A 17044-nucleotide genomic window follows, 5' to 3' on the forward strand; every position below is an offset into this window, starting at 1 on the left:
CGCGCGCGGCCGCCGGTCCCCGCACCGCCGCCCGATCGCGCGGCCATCGTCGCCCGCGAGTTCGCGATCGCCGCGATGACCGTGATCCTCGAGGTCCTCGACCGCCGACGCCCGGTCACGGCGTTGAAGGCCCTCGTGCAGCCGCCGGTCGTCGACCATGTGATCACCCGGGGGCGCGCGCGGTACGAGGCCAAGCTCGCCGCGCGGCACCCCGAACCGGGCCCGCGGCTGCGGCGCGTGCACATCCAACTCACCGCGGCCGGGCAGGCGGAGTTCTTCGGCAGCTATGCGTGCGGTCCGCGGGTGCGCGCCTTCGCCGGGCGGATGGCGGTGCCGAAGGGCACACGCGGTCGGCGGTCGGCGCCCTGGCGGATCGAGCGGTTGATGCTGGACTGACGCGATGCGCCGACCGCTCCGCAGTCCGGGCCGATAGGATCGCGTCATCATGGTGAACCGGCTGACACCGCGCGAAGCGATGTACTACTTCCTCGACGAGGCCGGATCCACCGTGCACGTCGGGACCCTGGTGGTCATCGATCCGTCGGCCGCGGTCGACGGCGGGGGACTGGACTACCAGTCGTTGGTGGGCCTGACCGAGGGACGCATCCAGCTCGCACCCCGCTATCGGCAGGTCGTCAAGCAGGTCGTCCTGGGCCTGGCCCGGCCGGTGTGGGTCGACGACCCGGACTTTGACATCAACTTCCACATCCGGCGCGCCGGACTGCCGCAGCCGGGCGGTGCCGAGCAGCTGCAGGATCTGGTGGGTCGGGTGCTTTCGCGCCCGCTCGACCACAAGCGCCCGCTGTGGGAGATGTATCTGATCGAGGGCTTGGCCGACGGCGGGATGGCCGTGCTGACCAAGACGCACCGCTGCATGCTCGGTGCGAAGTCCCCCGAGCTCACCCAGGTCCTGCTCGACAGCGATCCGTCCGTCGGTGAGGCCGCCGAGGACCTGTGGATGCCGCAGACGACGCCCAGTCCGGTCCAGCTGGCGGTCGAGGCGCTGACGGAGGGGTTGACTCGACCGGGGGAGATGGTCGAGAACCTCGTCGGCGGAACAGGTCCGGTGGCGGGCCTGCGGTCGTTGGCCCAGTCGTCGGCCGCGCAGGTCACCGAGGCGATCTCCCAGGTGGCCAACGCCGCGCCGCACAGCCCGCTGAACCGGTCGACGACGTCGACCCGGTCCTTCGCGGTGGCGTCGGTGTCCGCCTCCGAGGCGATGCGGATCGCCGAGCACCACGGTTGCACGCGGGGCGACGTCGAGCTCGCGATCATCACCGGCGTGCTCCGGCGGTGGATGCTCTCGTTCACCGAGACGCTGGCGGCCGCGGACACGGTCCGCGTCGTCCTGCCGCTCGGCGAGCGGGGTGCGGAGGGTGCCGACACCGACGTCGCCGGTCTCGACGGGCCCGACGCCGGTTGGTCGGGTGAGGACGGGCCAGGTTTTGTCACCGACCTGCCGGTGGGTGAGGCGAACCCGTCGGTGGTCCTCGCCCAGGTGGCCGGCTTCGCCTCGCGCAATGCCCATTCGGCCACGCGTCAGTCCCGGCGGTTGAACCCGTTGCTGCCCGACCTCGGCATCGTGCCGTTCGGCGACATGGCGGCGCGCGTGTTCACCAGTTGGAATCGGCACACCTACAACCTGCCCATCGCGGTCGCGCCGACACCGGTGTCGCAGCGCTGGCTGCACGGGGTCCCGGTGCGCGACCTGTTCCTGGTGCCCTCGCTGCTGGCCAACCGCGCACTGGCGATCACCGTCCTGACCTACACCGACCGGATCGAGTTCGCCTTCCTCGGCGACCACGGGGTCCTCCCGGACCTGCCGGCGCTGGTCGACTACACCCACGACGCTTTCGACGAACTACGGCCGCCGCGCGAGCGTCGGTAACGTCTGGACCAGGGAGAATCAAACGTGAGGGTTTACATTCCGGCGACGTTGGCGATGCTGCAGGCATTGACCGCCGACGGCGAGATCGCCCCGCTCGGCGGTACGGCGTTCGCGTTGACGCCGGCGCTGCGCGAGTCGTACACGTCCGGTGACGACGAGGAGTTGGCCGAGGCCGCGCTGCGCGAGGCGGCGCGGGCGAGTCTGCGCCTGATCGACGAGGACGCGGAGTCCGAGGGTGACGAAGCATCCGGTGGGTCCGACTCGTTGCCGCCGCGTCGCGTCGTCGTCGCGGCGGACGTCGACGATGTGAAGCTGCGCCCCGACCTGGACGCCGCCGTCGTCAAACTGTCCGGGCCGGTGCCGCTCTCCTCGGTCGCGGCCGTCCACGTCGACGGGGCGGAGGCCGAGCCGGCGGTGCGTGCCGCGGTCGCCGCCGTCGATGCTGCCGACCTGGGCGATCTGGATGCCGAGCTGGCGATCGGCGACGTCGAGGACTTCGACCTCGGCTGGTACGCGACGCAGGAGTTGCCGTTCCTACTCGAGCTGCTCTGAGTCAGACGTTGAGCGTGCAGTCCCCGGCCGCAGCGCTCACGCACGTCTGGATGCGTTCACCGGCGACATGTTCGACGCCGGTGCGCAGGTCGCGCACCACGCCGGCCTCGACGGGCACCACACAGCTCTGACAGATCCCCATCCGACAGCCGAACGGCATCAGCACACCGGCCGCCTCACCGGCCTCGAGGAGGGTCGTGGCGCCGTCGACCTCGGCGGTCTTCTCGCTGCGCGCGAAGGTCACCGTGCCGCCTTGCTCGCCGGCCGCGCCGCGCTCGAGGGCGAAGCGCTCCAGGTGCAGGTGCTCACCCGCACCGGCGCCGTCGAACATGCCCGACACGAGGTCGAGGAACCCGCCGGGACCGCACGCCCACGTCTCGCGCTGTGCCCAATCGCCGCACAGCCGGGTGATCTCGTCGGCGGTGAGTCGTCCGCCGGTTCGGGTGTGGTGGATGTGGACGTCGACCAGGCCGTCGCGCGCATAGTCGGCCAGCTCGTCGGGGAACAGGACGTCCTGCGCCGTGGGGGCCGAATGGATGAGCACGATGTCCGAGCGCTGGTCCCGGTGGGCGACGGTCCGCAGCATCGAGATGATCGGGGTGATGCCGCTGCCCGCGGTGAGGAACAGGAGTTTGCCGGGCAGGGGGTCGGGGAGGACGAACTCGCCGGCCGGCGCGGCCAGGCGGACGATGGTGCCCGGCTTGAGCCCGGTGACCAGGTGGGAGGAGAGGAAGCCCTCGGGCATCGCCTTGACCGTGATGGACACGGTCTGGGTCTTCTCCGCGCGTTCGGGCGCCGACGTCAGCGAATAGGAGCGCCAGATCCAGCGCCCGCCCACGTCGACGCCGATACCCAGGTACTGGCCCGGCTGGTAGTCGAAGGAGAATCCCCAGCCGGGCTTGATTTCGATGGTGGCCGAGTCGGCGGTCTCGCGTCGCACCGAGACGACGCGTCCGCGCAGCTCGCGAGCCGACCACAGCGGGTTGGCCAGGTGCAGGTAGTCGTCGGGGAGCAGCGGGGTGGTGATGCGGGCGACCGCGGCGCGCACCCAATTGGTGCCGCGATGGCGTGCGGCGACGTCGCGCACGGGCTCCTCGAAGCGATCGCGCCAACTCATCTGCTCGTCGACTCCTCTGTGGAAACCCACCGGGCGGTGGGGACTGGACAACCTCCGCCAGCGTAACCTACGCTTACGTAAGTTACGAAACCGTAGGTTAGGACGGAAATGGCGATCTCCGACATCCCCGAGTATGCCCACCTCAGCGACGCCGACGTCGAGGCGCTCGCCGTGGAGCTGGATCAGATCCGCGCGGACATCGAGGCCGATCGCGGCGAGCGCGACGCGCGCTACATCAGGAACACCATCCGGCTGCAGCGCGGTCTGGACCTCGCCGGGCGTGTGATGCTCGTCGGCGGCCGCCGACGCGGACTCTGGTGGGCCGGTGCGACGACCCTGGGCGTCGCGAAGATCATCGAGAACATGGAGCTCGGCCACAACGTCATGCACGGCCAGTGGGATTGGATGAACGATCCCGAGGTCCACTCGACCACGTGGGAGTGGGACAACACCGGGCCGTCGGCGCACTGGAAGCACACCCACAACTACATTCACCACAAGTACACCAACGTGCTGGGTATGGACGACGACGTCGGCTACGGCACGTTGCGCGTGACCCGCGACCAGCGCTGGCGGCCGTACTACCTGGGCAACCTCGTCTACAACACGCTGCTCACCCTGCTCTTCGAATACGGCGTCGCGATCCAGCACCTCGAGCTGTTCAAGAAGCGCCACACGCCGGAGGAGAAGGAGCAGTTCCAGGCCGACCTGCGCCAGGTCGGCCGCAAGATCGGCAAGCAGGTCGGCAAGGACTACGCGCTGTACCCGGCGATCACCGGTGCGGTGACCCGCTCGCCCAAGGCGGCCGCCAAGACCGCCACCGGCAACCTGCTGGCCAACGTCATCCGCAACGTGTGGACCAACGCGGTGATCTTCTGCGGGCACTTCCCCGACGGCGCCGAGAAGTTCACCAAGCAGGACATGGAGAACGAGAGCCAGGGCCAGTGGTACCTGCGCCAGATGCTGGGCAGCGCGAACTTCCATGCCGGACCGGTCATGGGGTTCATGTCGGGCAACCTGTCCTACCAGATCGAGCACCACCTGTTCCCGGACCTGCCCAGCAACCGGCTGCCCGAGATCAGCAAGCGGGTCCAGGCTCTCGCCGAGAAGTATGACCTTCCCTACACCACCGGATCGCTGCCGGTGCAGTACCTGAAGGCCTGGCGCACCATCGCCAAGCTGTCGCTGCCGGACCGCTTCCTGTTGGCGACCGCCGACGATGCGCCCGAGACGGCGTCCGAGCGTCGGTTCAAGGACGAGGATCCGGACAAGCGCCTGGTCGCGGCCGTGGACCCGGTCACCGGTCGTCGCCGCGGTCTGCGGTCGGCGATCGCCGACCTGCGTCGTCGTCGCCGCGCGCGCCGGGATGTGCGGGCCCTCGTCAGGGCGGGCTCGGGCAGCGGTGCGTCGCGGCGACCGGCGGCCTGACGCGCACCGCCGACTCGTCTCGCGCGGCGCCCGCGCGCACGCGCATAATGGACACCGATGGCCATCACAGACATCCGCGAGTACGCGCATCTGACCGACGCCGACGTCGAGGCGCTCGGCGCTGAGTTGGACTCGCTGCGCCGGGAGATCGAATCCGATCTCGGCGCCCGCGACGTGGCCTACCTCCGTCGCACGATCCGGGCGCAACGCGCCCTGGAGATCGTCGGTCGCGTCGCGCTGCTCGGCAGTGGCAAGCGGGGCCTGTGGTGGTTGGGCACCGGGTCGTTGGCGCTGGCCAAGATCATCGAGAACATGGAGCTCGGCCACAACGTCATGCACGGCCAGTGGGATTGGATGAACGATCCCGAGGTCCACTCGACGACGTGGGAGTGGGACATGGTCTGCGCCGCGCCGCACTGGAAGCACTCGCACAACTTCGTGCACCACAAGTACACCAACATCGTCGGCATGGACCACGACGTCGGCTACAAGATCCTGCGGGTGACCCGCGACGAGCCGTGGGAGCCCAAGAGGCTCTTCCAGCCGTTCTTCAACGTGATGCTGGCCGCGACCTTCGAGTGGGGGATCGGCCTGCACGATCTGAACCTCAGCGGCGTCGCCAAGGGTGAGCAGACGTGGGAGGAGGCCAAGCCGAAGGTCAAGCTGTTCGCGACCAAGATCGCCAAGCAGGTCGGCAAGGACTACATCCTGTTCCCGGCGCTGTCCGGCCCGAACTTCAAGCACACCCTGACCGCGAACCTCACGGCGAACCTGGTGCGCAACCTGTGGGCGTACATGGTCATCTTCTGTGGTCACTTCCCCGACGGGGCGGAGAAGTTCACCCTCGAATCACTCGAGAACGAGACGCAGGGCCAGTGGTATCTGCGGCAGATGCTGGGCACCGCCAACTTCGACACGGGCCCGACGCTGGCCTTCCTCTCGGGCAATCTGTCCTACCAGATCGAGCACCACCTGTACCCGGATCTGCCGAGCAACCGGTTGCCGGAGATCTCGGTGCGCGTCCGCGAACTCTGCGACAAGTACGACCTGCCCTACACGACCGGGTCGATGCTGACCCAGTACCTCCAGACGCTGCGCACGATCAACAAGCTCGCGCTGCCCGATCAGCTCCTGCGGGCCACCTCCGACGACGCGCCCGAGACCGCGTCCGAGCGCCGCTTCGACGGCATGCCCCGCGAGCGCGGACTCAAGACCGCGCTGCGGAACCTGGCGCGCTCTCGTCGGCGCCGGGTTCTTCGCGCCTGGCGTTAGCATCCCCGGCGCTCAGCGCCACCAGAACGTTCCGCACCGCCATCGCTCGGCGGGCCGACACCCCGTCCAGATCGTCCAGAGCGCACTCCGGGTCGGCGGGCGGCCCGAGATGGGTGCAGCCGCGCGGGCAGTCCTCGATCGCCTCGTGCAGATCGGCGAACGCGTTGACCACGTCGTCGGGGGAGACGTGCGCGAGGCCGAACGACCGGATGCCCGGGGTGTCGACGACCCAGGTGTCCGGTGCCCCGGGCACCGGCAGCGCCACCGACTGGGTCGAGGTGTGCCGGCCTTTGCCGACTCCGGAGACGACGCCGGTCGCGCGGTCGGCGTCGGGCACCAGGCGGTTCACCATCGTCGACTTGCCGACCCCCGAATGCCCGACGAGTGCGGTGAGCTTCCCCTCGAGGAGCTCGTGCAGTTCAGCCAGGTCGTCGTCGCGCCCGGCGGCGACCACCCGCAGGTCGAGGCCGTCGAAGGCCGCGCGGAATCCCTCGCCGTCGGCGAGGTCGGACTTGGTGAGCGCGAGGATCGGCGTCAGTCCGCCGACGTAGGCGGCGGCCAGTGCCCGTTCGACGAAGCCGGTGCGCGGCGGCGGGTCGGCCAGCGCGGTGACGATCAGCAACTGATCGGCGTTGGCGACGACGATGCGCTCATAGGGATCGGTGTCGTCGGCGGTGCGCCGCAGCACCGAGGTCCGGTCGGCCACGCGCACGATCCGCGCGAGGGTGTCCTTGGCGCCGGTGACGTCGCCGACGACGCCGACGCGGTCGCCGACGACGATCGGGGTCCGGCCGAGCTCGCGCGCCCGCATGGCGACGACGATGCGATCGGGGTCGGCGTCGATGGCGCAACCCCAGCGCCCGCGGTCGACCGACACGACCATCGCGTCGGCGGCGTCGGCGTGCGCGGGCCGGGTCTTGGTGCGCGGGCGGGTGCCCTTGCCGGGGCGAATCCGGACGTCGGATTCGTCATAGCCGCGGGCCGAGCGGTCCTTTCCCGACGCCCGGCTCACTCGGCCGCGACTCCCGCGCCGACCATCTGCGCCCACATCGCCGGGAAATCGGGGAGGGTCTTGGCGGTGGTGCCGATGTCGACGACCTCCACGCCTGGCACGCACAGCCCGATGAGGGCGCCGGCCGTCGCCATCCGGTGATCGGCGTAGGACTCCCACACGCCGCCGTGTAGTGGTTGCGGCCGGATCACGAGCCCGTCGTCGAGCTCGTCGACGTCCCCGCCGAGACGGGTGATCTCGGCGGCCAGCGCGGCGAGTCGATCGGTCTCGTGGCCGCGCAGGTGTCCGATGCCGGTCAGTCGTGACTCGCCGTCGGCGAGGGCACACAACGCCGCGATGGTGGGCGTCAGCTCCCCGATGGCCCGTAAATCGACGTCGATGCCGCGCAGGCGCCCGCCGCCGGTGACGGAGAGCAGGCCGTCGTCCGCGCGCACCGCCGAGGCGCCCAGCGCGGCGAGGATGTCGACGAACTGCGCGCCCGGTTGCGTGGTCTGCGCCGGCCAGCGCGGCACGCGCACCGTCCCGCCGACCGCCGCCGCCGCGGCGAGGAAGGCCGCCGCGTTGGACAGGTCGGGCTCGATCACAGTGTCGAGGGCGGCGATGGGTCCGGGAGTCACCCGCCACTCGTCGTCGCCGACGGTGACGTCGACGCCGCGCTCGGCGAGCATCGCCACGGTCATCTCGATGTGGGGCAGCGACGGCATCGGCCCGCCGCGGTGGACTACCCGCACGCCCCCGTCGAACCGGGCGGCCGACAGGAGCAGGCCGGAGACGAACTGCGAGGACGCCGATGCATCGATCACCACCTCGCCGCCGCGCAGCGACCCCGTACCGGCGACGGTGAACGGCAGGCCGGCGCCGGTGATGTCGGCACCCAGGTCGCGCAGCGCGTCGAGGATGGTGTGCAACGGACGGCTGCGGGCCTGCTCGTCGCCATCGAACCCGACGGTCCCGGTGGCGAGTGCGGCCACCGGCGGCAGGAAGCGCATCACCGTGCCGGCCAAGCCGCAGTCGACGCGGGCGGCGTGCAACGGTCGGGGTGTCACCACGACGCGCGTCGGATCGTCGGCGTCGACGTCCATCGCGGCGCCCATCGCCGCCAACCCGCCGAGCATCAGGTCGGTGTCGCGGCTGCGCAGCGTGCCCTCGATCGTCGACGGCCCGTCGGACAGGGCGGCCAGGACCAGCGCACGGTTGGTGATCGACTTGGAGCCGGGGACCTCCACCGTCGCCGACAGCGGCGCATGCGCGGTCGGGGCGGCCCAGGTCGTCATGGTCCCCAGTCTCTCATGCGGCCATACTCGACTGATGGCACACAGTGCGGGACTGCTGGTCCACCGTGACGGCGCCGAGGTGTTCCTGGTGCACCCGGGCGGGCCCTTCTGGGCGCGCAAGGACGCCGGTGCGTGGTCGATCCCCAAGGGCGAGTACCCGCCCGACGAGGACCCCCTCGCCGCCGCCCGCCGCGAATTCGCCGAGGAGACCGGCCAGCCCGCGCCCGACGGGGACGCGGTGGATCTGGGCGAGGTCCGCCAGCGCGGCGGCAAGACGGTCCGCGCGTTCGCGATCGCCGGGGAGGTGGACGAGTCGGCCGTCGTGTCCAACACCTTCGAAATGGAGTGGCCGCCCCGGTCGGGCCGGATGCGCGCGTTCCCCGAGGTCGACCGCGGGCAGTGGTTCGCGCTGGCCGACGCCGAGGTGAAGATCAACCCGGCACAGGCCGAATTTCTGACGAGGTTAGTGCAGGCTATCTCCGCCGAAGGATGAAACCCGCAGGTCGCAGGCCTGCCGGATATGGGCGATTTGGCAGCACTGCCGTCAATGTGGCAGTTTTGCGCACAGCACAACCCTCGCATTCGTGAGGGTTTCATTGTGAGGTCTCGGTGTTGAGGCCGGGTGGAGGTTGTCGATACATGGACGCGAAGCTGACCGAACTCTTCGACGAGGTCGTGGGCCGCAACCCCGGGGAACTCGAGTTCCACCAGGCGGTGCGCGAGGTGTTCGACAGCCTCGGCCCCGTCGTCTCCAAGCACCCCGAGTACGCCGATGCGGCGGTCATCAAGCGGGTCTGTGAGCCCGAGCGCCAGATCATCTTCCGCGTGCCGTGGGTCGACGACGCCGGCAACGTGCAGATCAACCGCGGCTTCCGCGTCGAGTTCAACTCCGCGCTCGGTCCCTACAAGGGCGGCCTGCGGTTCCACCCGAGCGTCTACCTCGGCATCGTCAAGTTCCTCGGCTTCGAGCAGATCTTCAAGAACTCGCTGACCGGCCTGCCCATCGGCGGCGGCAAGGGCGGGTCGGACTTCGACCCCAAGGGCCGCTCCGACGGCGAGGTCATGCGTTTCTGCCAGTCCTTCATGACCGAGCTGTACCGCCACATCGGCGAGTACACCGACGTCCCCGCCGGTGACATCGGCGTCGGTGGCCGCGAGATCGGCTACCTGTTCGGCCAGTACAAGCGCATCACCAACCGCTACGAGTCGGGCGTCCTGACCGGCAAGGGCCTGGCGTGGGGCGGCTCGCAGGTGCGCACCGAGGCCACCGGCTACGGCGCGGTGTTCTTCACCCAGGAGATGCTCAAGACCCGCGGTCAGAGCTTCGAGGGCAAGAAGGTGTCGGTGTCCGGTTCGGGCAACGTCGCCATCTACGCCATCGAGAAGATCCACGAGCTCGGCGGCACCGTGATCGCCTGCTCGGACTCGTCCGGCTACGTCGTCGACGAGAAGGGCATCGACCTCGAGGTCCTCAAGGAGGTCAAGGAGGTGCGGCGCGGCCGCGTGGGCGACTACGCCAAGCTGCGCGGCAACGGAGTGTCGGTCGTCGACAAGGGCAACATCTGGGATGTCGCCGTGGACGTCGCGCTGCCGTGCGCGACGCAGAACGAGCTGCACGGTGACGACGCCGCCAAGCTGATCAGCGGCGGGGTCGTCGCGGTCGCCGAGGGCGCCAACATGCCGTGCACCCCCGACGCCACCAAGGCCTTCGCCGATGCCGGCGTGCTGTTCGCGCCGGGCAAGGCCGCCAATGCCGGTGGCGTGGCGACCTCGGCGTTGGAGATGCAGCAGAACGCCTCGCGCGACTCGTGGAGCTTCGACTACACCCAGGACCGCCTGGCCGAGATCATGCGCGGCATCCACGACAGCTGCGTCGACACCGCCGAGACCTACGGCATGCCGGGCAACTACGTCGCCGGCGCCAACATCGCGGGCTTCATCAAGGTGGCCGACGCGATGCTGGCCCTCGGCGTCATCTGACCCGCACCGCCGTCACGGCAACAGCACGAACTTGCCGCGCGGGTGCGGCCCGGCGAGCTCGTCGAGCGCGGCGCCGGCCTGCGTCAGCGGGAACGTCTTGGCGATCTCGACGATCAGGTCCCCGCTCGTCGCGTCGGCGATGAGACCGGCGATCGCCTCCGCGCGCCGGCGCTTGCCCTCGGCCCCCGATCCGTCGAGCAGGACGATGCCGTCGTCGGCGCGTTGGAAGGCGGCGATCGAGGCGATCCTGGTCGGCGGCACCCCCAGCGCCAGCGACGAATCGACGGCCTCGTCGGTGCCGACGGTGTCCAGCGCGACCGTCACCGGTCCGACGGAGGCGTCGCGGATGCGCTCGGCCAGGCCGTCGCCGTAGACCACCGGAACCGCGCCCAGGCGCTCCAAGAACTCGTGGTTGCGCGGCGCCGCCGTCGCGACGACGTCAGCACCCAGGCGCAGGGCCAACTGCACCGCGATCGAACCGACCGCCCCGGCCCCGCCGTGGACCACGACCGTGTCATCGGCGGCGACGGCGACCGCACCGATGAGATCGGCCGCGGTGACCCCGGTCAGGAGGAGCCCCGCGGCGACGGGGAAGTCCAGTGCGGCCGGCTTGGCGTGGACGGCGGAGTCGTCGGCGAGCAGCGCTTGCGCGTAGCCGCCGACGGCCCGGTAGACGATGACCTCGTCGCCGACGCAGATCTCCCGTCGGTCAGCCTCGTCGGGGGCGAAATACCGGGCCCCGTCGCCGACGGCAGTCACGATCCCGGCCGCCTCGGAGCCGATTCGACGGGGCAGGGTCGCCGGATCGGCACCGAAGAGCCCGCGCGTGATCTTCCCGTCGATCGGGTTGACCCCCGCCGCGCGCACCTGCACGACGACCTGCCGGGGACCCGGCGCGGGGATGTCGACGGTGAGGGGTGCCAAGACCTTGCCGGGGTCGCCGAACTCGGTCGCGGCCATCGCGACGGCCGTCCGAAGTGGTGGGGTTGCCATGGTCTACTCGCTCTCGACGGGGTGCGGCTGCGGAGTACCGTCGAGTGTATGGGCGTATCGATCGGCCGGGTCTACGACGACGTGCCACCCGGGGTCGACCGGGTGTTCGTCGACCGGCTGTGGCCGCGCGGGATCCGCAAGGACGACCCCCGGATCGGCCGGTGGTGCAAGGAGGTCGCGCCGAGCGCCGAGCTGCGCGAGTGGTACCACCACCACCCCGATCAGTACGACCTGTTCGCCGCGCGCTACCGCGAGGAGCTGGCCGACGGGGAGCAGGCCCGCGCCTTGGCCGGCCTGGCGGATCTGGCGCGGGCCGGTGACATCGAACTCGCGACCGCGACCAGGGACCCCGCGACCAGCCACGTCCCGGTGATCGCCGCCGAGCTCGGCGGCTGAGGCTCACGACTCGCTGTCGTCGCGATCGTCGACGAAAGTGCGCAGCGCCGGGTCCGTCGAGACGATCCGGTCGACCTCCTCGCCGCCGTCGCAGCGGTACAGCCCGATGACCAGCGCGTCGTCGCGACGTTCCAGGACCCGCCACACGGCGCCGGCGTCCGACCAGCGCTGCAGCGCGTCCACCGCGTCCACCGCGTCCGATCGATCGGTCATGCCCCGATCGTAGGCCCGGCCCCGCGCCGGGCGCGGCGATGTCCGACCCCGGTGATTGACTTCGAACACCAGTTCAAGCGAGGTGCGGAGGCGGCCATGACAGACGAGCGTGAGAAGCGGTGGGCGGAGTTCGGGGAGTGGCTCGCCGCGCGGCTGACCGAACTCCCGGTGGCCAGTGTGATCGACGCGGGCCGAGCGGGCGCCTCGGCGGCGACCCACGGCTACGACGTGGAGTGCGCGCAGGTCCAGCGGTTGCGCGGCGAGCGGTTCCTGCTGCGCCTGTCGACCACGTTGATGATCATCCCGCTGCTCGACGACTACGACGGCACGGTGATGGAGCCCGACCGCTGGCACCACGACGACCTGTTCGAGGACTGCACGCACGGCTACCTCGTCGCGTCGTCGCCGGGGTTGGTCGCCGACCTGGTGGTCGCCTGGTTCCGGGACCGGTGCGGGTTCGACGACCCGGGCGACATCGGCTTCTCCTACATGCGTGCCAAGGCACTGCCGCGCACCGCGGACGCCGCCTGGTGGACCGTCGACCCCGCTAGGGTGGAGAGTGAGCGCCTTCACTTCGAGTAGGAGTCTGCATGGGTATCGGCGAGGTCCTCGGTCTGATCGCGGTCGGCGCCGTGATCGGCGTGCTCGCGCGGGTGGTCATGCCGGGCCGACAGTCGCTGTCGGTCCTCGCGACGGTGGTCCTCGGCGTCCTCGGCACACTGGTCGGCTACTGGGCGGCGGACCGGCTCCTCACGGGCTCCGGCGGCACCATCGTCGGCCTGCGCTGGATCATCGGCGTCGCCGCGGCCATCCTGCTGACCTTCGTGTACGAGACCTTTCTCCACCGGTCGGTGAACTGACATGCGAGTGGTCATCGTCGGCGGCCACGGCAAGGTCGCCCTGCGCGCCGCCCGGCTGCTGGCGCAGCGCGGCGACGAGGTCACCGCGCTCATCCGCAACCCCGCCCACGCCGCGCAGGTTCGGGAGACGGGCGCGAACCCGGTGGTCTTCGACGTCGAGGCCGCCAAGGAGTCGGCCTTCGCCGACGTGCTCGTCGGCCACGATGCGATCGTGTGGTCGGCGGGCGCCGGGGGCGGCAACCCCGCCAGGACCCAGGCCGTCGACCGTGATGCCGCCATCCGATCCATGCGGGCCGCGGCGGCCGCCGGGGTCCGCCGCTACGTGATGGTGTCCTACTTCGGCGCGTCAATCGACCACGGAGTGCCCGAGACGGACTCCTTCCACGCCTACGCCGAGGCGAAGGCCGCCGCCGACGACTTCCTGCGCGGCACCGACCTGCAGTGGACGATCCTCGGACCGAGCCGACTGACCGACGAACCCGGCGGCGGGATCGCCGTCAGCGAGCCCGGTACGGCGCACCGGCAGTCGAAGGGCGCGGTGAGCCGCGATGCGGTCGCGGCCGTGATCGCGCAGGTCCTGCACGACCGCTCGACCGTCGGCCGCCAGCTCGAGTTCAACGACGGCCCCGACGCCGTGGGCTCGGCGTGGTGAGCCGCGTCGATACCAGCCCGTTCGCGGCGATCGTCGGCGACGCCCATGTGCTGACCGATCCCGACCTCACCATCCGGTACCGCACCGACTGGACCGGCCGGCGGACCGGAGCGGCCGATGCCGTCATCCGGCCGCGCACCACCGACGAGGTCGCGCAGACGCTGGCGGCCTGCGCCGCCTCCGCAACCTCCGTCGTCGTCCAGGGCGGCAACACCGGGCTGGTCGGCGGTTCGGTCCCGCCGCCACGAGCGGAGGGGCCGACGGTCGTCCTGAGCACCGAGCGGATGACCGATATCGGCGACGTCGACACCGTCGAGACGTGCGTGGGCGTGCAAGCCGGCGCCACCGTCGCGGCGATTGAGGCGGCGGCTGCCGCGGTCGGCCTGCACTTCGCCGTCGACCTGGCCTCCCGCGACTCGGCGACCGCCGGCGGAATCGTCGCCACGAACGCGGGCGGCGTCCACGTGGTCCGGCACGGCGGCACACGCGCGCAGCTCCTCGGCATCGAGGCCGCCCTGGCCGACGGCCGCGTCCTGCGCCGCTGGAACCCGCTGCGCAAGGACAACGTCGGCTATGACCTGCCCGGGCTGCTCGCCGGAAGCGAAGGCACCCTTGCCGTCATCACCGGAGTCCTCTTCGCGCTCGTCCCACCGACGGGGGAGACCGCCGTCGCGGTCGTCGGCACCGAAAGCGCCGACGACGTCTTCGACCTGGTGGGTGCGGTGCGCCGCGGCGGCCTCGCCGTCGAGGCGGCCGAGCTCATGACCGCCGCCGGGGTCGAGCTGGTCGTCGCGGCCGGTGCACGGCCGGCGTTGCCCACCGCACCCGCTTATCAGGTGCTGGTCGAGGTGAGCGGGTCGCGGGCGCATCAGCGCCTGGCCGAGGTGCTCGACGCCCTCGGAGTCGTCGATGCCGTCATCGAGGCCGGTCCGGCACCGGCGTTGTGGGAGCTGCGCGAGCGGCATACCGAGACCATTGCCGCGGCGAGCCGGACCGTTCCGGTGAAGCTCGACGTCGGCATCGCTCGCCGGGATACGGAAGCATTCATCGCCGAGCTCGACGCGCTGGCCGCTGCCGCGCCGCACCCTTGTCGCCCGATCGTGTTCGGCCACGCGGCCGACGGCAACCTGCACGTGAACCTGCTCGACGTCCCCGACGACCGGCAGGCGGCGGTGGCGCACCGGGTGCTCGAGGCCGTCGTCGCGCGCGGTGGAAGCGTGAGCGCCGAACACGGCATCGGCCGGGACAAGCGGAACTGGCTGCCCGTCGCGCGCGATCCGGCGGACCTCGAGGCGATGCGCGCCATCAAACGGTCGTGGGACCCGGACGGGTTGCTGAACCCGGGCGTGCTCTTCCCCTGATCCGCCGAGCGTGCCCAGTTTCTCGCCGAGCGTGCCCAGATTTTCGCCGAGCGTGCCCTCTCAGCCGACCCAGGCCCAGACCACGCCGGCGACCAGGACGAGAACCCCTCCCACTTCGCCGACGATGAGGGCGAGCATGAAGCCGCGCACGGCGCCGCCGGGACGCGGGTGGAACTGGTTCGACGTGTCCCGCAGCGCCCCGTGCAGGGCGTAGCTCCCGATGGCGCCCACGAAGAAGAACAGCTCGACGACGACGCAGGCCGCATTCACCCACGCGGGCCATCCGGAGAGCGAGACGAGCGCCGCCAGGATCAGCGTGGCGAAGGCGTACATCAGCGCGGCACGGTGGGCGATGTCGACGTAGACGTGCGCCTGGCCGTTTGCGGAGGAGAGGATCTGGCCGTATTTCCACACGCCCAGCGCCATGGCCAACGCCAGGAGCAGGCCGGCCGCGACGATGGTGCCGATGGTGACGGTGTCGAGCTGGTCGATCATGGTGGCTGCTTTCGGATCCGGTCGTAGACTTTGGGCAGAGGTCGACGAATCGAGGAATTGTGGCTGTGAAACCCGAGTATGACGCTGTCATCGTAGGCGCCGGGTTCGGCGGGATGGGCGCCGCGATCGAACTGAAGCGCCAGGGCGTCGACAACCTGGCCATCGTCGAGCGCGAGGACGACCTGGGCGGCACGTGGCACGTGAACCACTACCCGGGCCTGGCCGTCGACATCGCGTCGGTGACCTACAGCTATTCGTTCGAGCCGAACCCGTACTGGTCGCGGTTGTATGCGCCCGGCGCCGAGCTGAAGCGCTACGCCGAGCACGTCGCCGACAAGTACGACCTGCGTCGGCACATGACCTTCGGCGAGCAGGTCGAGCGCGCCGAGTGGGACGAGACGAATGGGATGTGGCGCGTGTTCAGCGAGGACGGCACCGAGCGGACGGCGCGCTTCCTGCTCACCGCGACCGGGTTCCTCTCCCAGCCCCACACGCCCGACATCCCCGGCATCAAGACGTTCAAGGGAAAGGTCATCCACACCACCGCGTGGGAGGACGGCCACGACTTCACCGGCGAGCGCGTCGGCATCATCGGGACCGGTGCGACGGCCGTGCAGCTGATCCCGGAGATCGCCAAGCAGGCCGCCGAGCTGACCGTCTACCAGCGCACGCCGATCTGGGTGGTCCCGAAGATGGACTTCGCCATCCCGCGGCCCGTGCAGAAGCTGTTCGCCCGTGTCCCGCTGACCCAGAGGGCGGCGCGTCTGGCCAACACCACCATCCTCGAGATCCTCATGGTGACCGGAGTCCTGCACTACAAGCAGTTCAAGTTCGGCAACAAGGGGGCGGCACAGCTCGCCAAGGCCCACCTGCGCCGACAGATCCCCGATCCCGAACTGCGCAAGAAGCTCACCCCCGCCTACGACTTCGGCTGCAAACGACCGACCTTCTCCAACGAGTACTTCACGACGTTCACCAAGCCGAACGTCCACCTCGAGACGGAGACGATCGCCAAGATCGACCCCGACGGGATCCTGACCGTCGACGGGAACAAGACCGAGATCGACACGCTGGTGCTCGCCACCGGATTCGACCTGTGGGACACGAACTTCCCGGCCTTCGAGATCCGCGGGCGCGACGGCAAGGACCTGGGCAAGTGGTGGCGCTCGGAGCGGTTCCAGGCCTACGAGGGCATCACCGTGCCGAAGTTCCCCAACTTCATGACGCTCAACAGCCCGTACTCCTACAGCGGGCTGTCGTACTTCACGACGATCGAGGGCCAGATGAAGCACATCGCGAGGTTGTTGGGCGAGTTCCGCCGTCGGCGGGCCTCCACCTTCGAGGTCACCGAGGAGGCCAACACCCGGTTCCTCGACGACGCCACGCGCCGCCTCGACTCGTCGGTCTTCTACCGCGGCGACTGCTCCACCTCGCGCAGCTACTACTTCAACCACGCCGGTGAGGCCACGCTGCTCCGTCCCCGGTCGACGCCCGGCACACTGCACGAGATGGCGAACTTCCCACTCTCGGACTACGAGTTCGCGGGCTGAG

At 70.3% G+C, this 17044-nt stretch carries 19 protein-coding genes; 13 read left to right on the plus strand and 6 right to left on the minus strand.

Going from position 1 to position 17044, the window contains the following annotated elements:
- The 3 genes from QM634_RS08710 to QM634_RS08720 form a co-directional block, all read left to right on the plus strand.
- A partial coding sequence (locus QM634_RS08710; RefSeq protein WP_415042386.1) for an Rv3235 family protein occupies positions 1 to 396 on the plus strand: 396 nt, incomplete at its 5' end.
- Between the two features lie 49 nt (positions 397 to 445).
- Positions 446 to 1888 (plus strand): wax ester/triacylglycerol synthase domain-containing protein, encoded by a 1443-nt coding sequence (locus tag QM634_RS08715; RefSeq protein WP_415042387.1) that lies wholly within the window; start codon positions 446 to 448, stop codon positions 1886 to 1888.
- A gap of 24 nt (positions 1889 to 1912) precedes the next feature.
- A complete protein-coding gene (locus tag QM634_RS08720) occupies positions 1913 to 2440 on the plus strand; it encodes a DUF6912 family protein (RefSeq protein WP_415042388.1) in 528 nt (175 codons plus the stop codon).
- 1 nt (position 2441) lies between these two features.
- Here the strand turns inward: QM634_RS08720 and QM634_RS08725 are convergent, their stop codons facing one another.
- Positions 2442 to 3557 (minus strand): ferredoxin reductase, encoded by a 1116-nt coding sequence (locus QM634_RS08725; protein ID WP_415042389.1) that lies wholly within the window; start codon positions 3555 to 3557, stop codon positions 2442 to 2444.
- A gap of 108 nt (positions 3558 to 3665) precedes the next feature.
- On the opposite strand from QM634_RS08725, the gene QM634_RS08730 reads away from it, so the two are divergent.
- Positions 3666 to 4985, plus strand: coding sequence for a fatty acid desaturase family protein (locus tag QM634_RS08730; protein WP_415042390.1), 1320 nt, complete (start codon positions 3666 to 3668; stop codon positions 4983 to 4985).
- Between the two features lie 57 nt (positions 4986 to 5042).
- Entirely contained in the window at positions 5043 to 6257 is a 1215-nt protein-coding gene (locus QM634_RS08735; protein WP_415042391.1) for a fatty acid desaturase family protein, read from the plus strand.
- Here QM634_RS08735 and rsgA read toward each other — a convergent pair.
- Positions 6193 to 7269, minus strand: coding sequence for a ribosome small subunit-dependent GTPase A (rsgA, locus tag QM634_RS08740; protein WP_415042392.1), 1077 nt, complete (start codon positions 7267 to 7269; stop codon positions 6193 to 6195). The genes QM634_RS08735 and rsgA overlap by 65 nt on opposite strands.
- On the minus strand, positions 7266 to 8543 hold the full coding sequence (gene aroA, locus QM634_RS08745; RefSeq protein ID WP_415042393.1) for a 3-phosphoshikimate 1-carboxyvinyltransferase: 1278 nt from the start codon (positions 8541 to 8543) through the stop codon (positions 7266 to 7268). The genes rsgA and aroA overlap by 4 nt, the downstream gene beginning before the upstream one ends.
- Before the next feature lie 34 nt (positions 8544 to 8577).
- On the opposite strand from aroA, the gene QM634_RS08750 reads away from it, so the two are divergent.
- Entirely contained in the window at positions 8578 to 9036 is a 459-nt protein-coding gene (locus tag QM634_RS08750; RefSeq protein WP_415042394.1) for an NUDIX domain-containing protein, read from the plus strand.
- Positions 9037 to 9182: 146 nt separating this feature from the next.
- On the plus strand, positions 9183 to 10523 hold the full coding sequence (gdhA, locus tag QM634_RS08755) for an NADP-specific glutamate dehydrogenase (protein ID WP_415042395.1): 1341 nt from the start codon (positions 9183 to 9185) through the stop codon (positions 10521 to 10523).
- Positions 10524 to 10535: 12 nt separating this feature from the next.
- On the opposite strand, the gene QM634_RS08760 is transcribed toward gdhA, so the two are convergent.
- Positions 10536 to 11516 (minus strand): NADP-dependent oxidoreductase, encoded by a 981-nt coding sequence (locus QM634_RS08760; protein WP_415042396.1) that lies wholly within the window; start codon positions 11514 to 11516, stop codon positions 10536 to 10538.
- 48 nt (positions 11517 to 11564) lie between these two features.
- On the opposite strand from QM634_RS08760, the gene QM634_RS08765 reads away from it, so the two are divergent.
- Positions 11565 to 11912 carry a DUF488 domain-containing protein gene (locus QM634_RS08765; protein WP_415042397.1) on the plus strand — a complete coding sequence of 116 codons (348 nt, stop codon included), beginning with the start codon at positions 11565 to 11567 and terminating at the stop codon, positions 11910 to 11912.
- A gap of 3 nt (positions 11913 to 11915) precedes the next feature.
- Here the strand turns inward: QM634_RS08765 and QM634_RS08770 are convergent, their stop codons facing one another.
- On the minus strand, positions 11916 to 12125 hold the full coding sequence (locus QM634_RS08770) for a hypothetical protein (protein ID WP_415042398.1): 210 nt from the start codon (positions 12123 to 12125) through the stop codon (positions 11916 to 11918).
- 96 nt (positions 12126 to 12221) lie between these two features.
- On the opposite strand from QM634_RS08770, the gene QM634_RS08775 reads away from it, so the two are divergent.
- The 4 genes from QM634_RS08775 to QM634_RS08790 are packed head-to-tail and all read left to right on the plus strand — an operon-like array spanning position 12222 to position 14998.
- A complete protein-coding gene (locus QM634_RS08775; RefSeq protein WP_415042399.1) occupies positions 12222 to 12707 on the plus strand; it encodes a hypothetical protein in 486 nt (161 codons plus the stop codon).
- 8 nt (positions 12708 to 12715) lie between these two features.
- Positions 12716 to 12985, plus strand: a complete 270-nt coding sequence (locus QM634_RS08780) for a GlsB/YeaQ/YmgE family stress response membrane protein (RefSeq protein WP_415042400.1) — start codon at positions 12716 to 12718, stop codon at positions 12983 to 12985.
- 1 nt (position 12986) lies between these two features.
- On the plus strand, positions 12987 to 13637 hold the full coding sequence (locus QM634_RS08785; protein ID WP_415042401.1) for an NAD(P)H-binding protein: 651 nt from the start codon (positions 12987 to 12989) through the stop codon (positions 13635 to 13637).
- Positions 13631 to 14998 (plus strand): FAD-binding oxidoreductase, encoded by a 1368-nt coding sequence (locus QM634_RS08790; RefSeq protein WP_415042402.1) that lies wholly within the window; start codon positions 13631 to 13633, stop codon positions 14996 to 14998. Before QM634_RS08785 ends, QM634_RS08790 begins: the two co-directional genes overlap by 7 nt.
- Positions 14999 to 15058: 60 nt before the next feature.
- Here QM634_RS08790 and QM634_RS08795 read toward each other — a convergent pair whose 3' ends face one another.
- Positions 15059 to 15493 carry a hypothetical protein gene (locus QM634_RS08795; protein ID WP_415042403.1) on the minus strand — a complete coding sequence of 145 codons (435 nt, stop codon included), beginning with the start codon at positions 15491 to 15493 and terminating at the stop codon, positions 15059 to 15061.
- A gap of 65 nt (positions 15494 to 15558) precedes the next feature.
- Here QM634_RS08795 and QM634_RS08800 point away from each other — a divergent pair, with 65 nt between their 5' ends.
- Complete coding sequence (locus QM634_RS08800; protein WP_415042404.1) at positions 15559 to 17043, plus strand: flavin-containing monooxygenase; 1485 nt, start codon at positions 15559 to 15561, stop codon at positions 17041 to 17043.
- The last annotated feature ends 1 nt before the right edge of the window (position 17044 follow it).

The organism is Gordonia sp. (in: high G+C Gram-positive bacteria), assembly GCF_047606305.1.
Lineage (GTDB): Bacteria > Actinomycetota > Actinomycetes > Mycobacteriales > Mycobacteriaceae > Gordonia.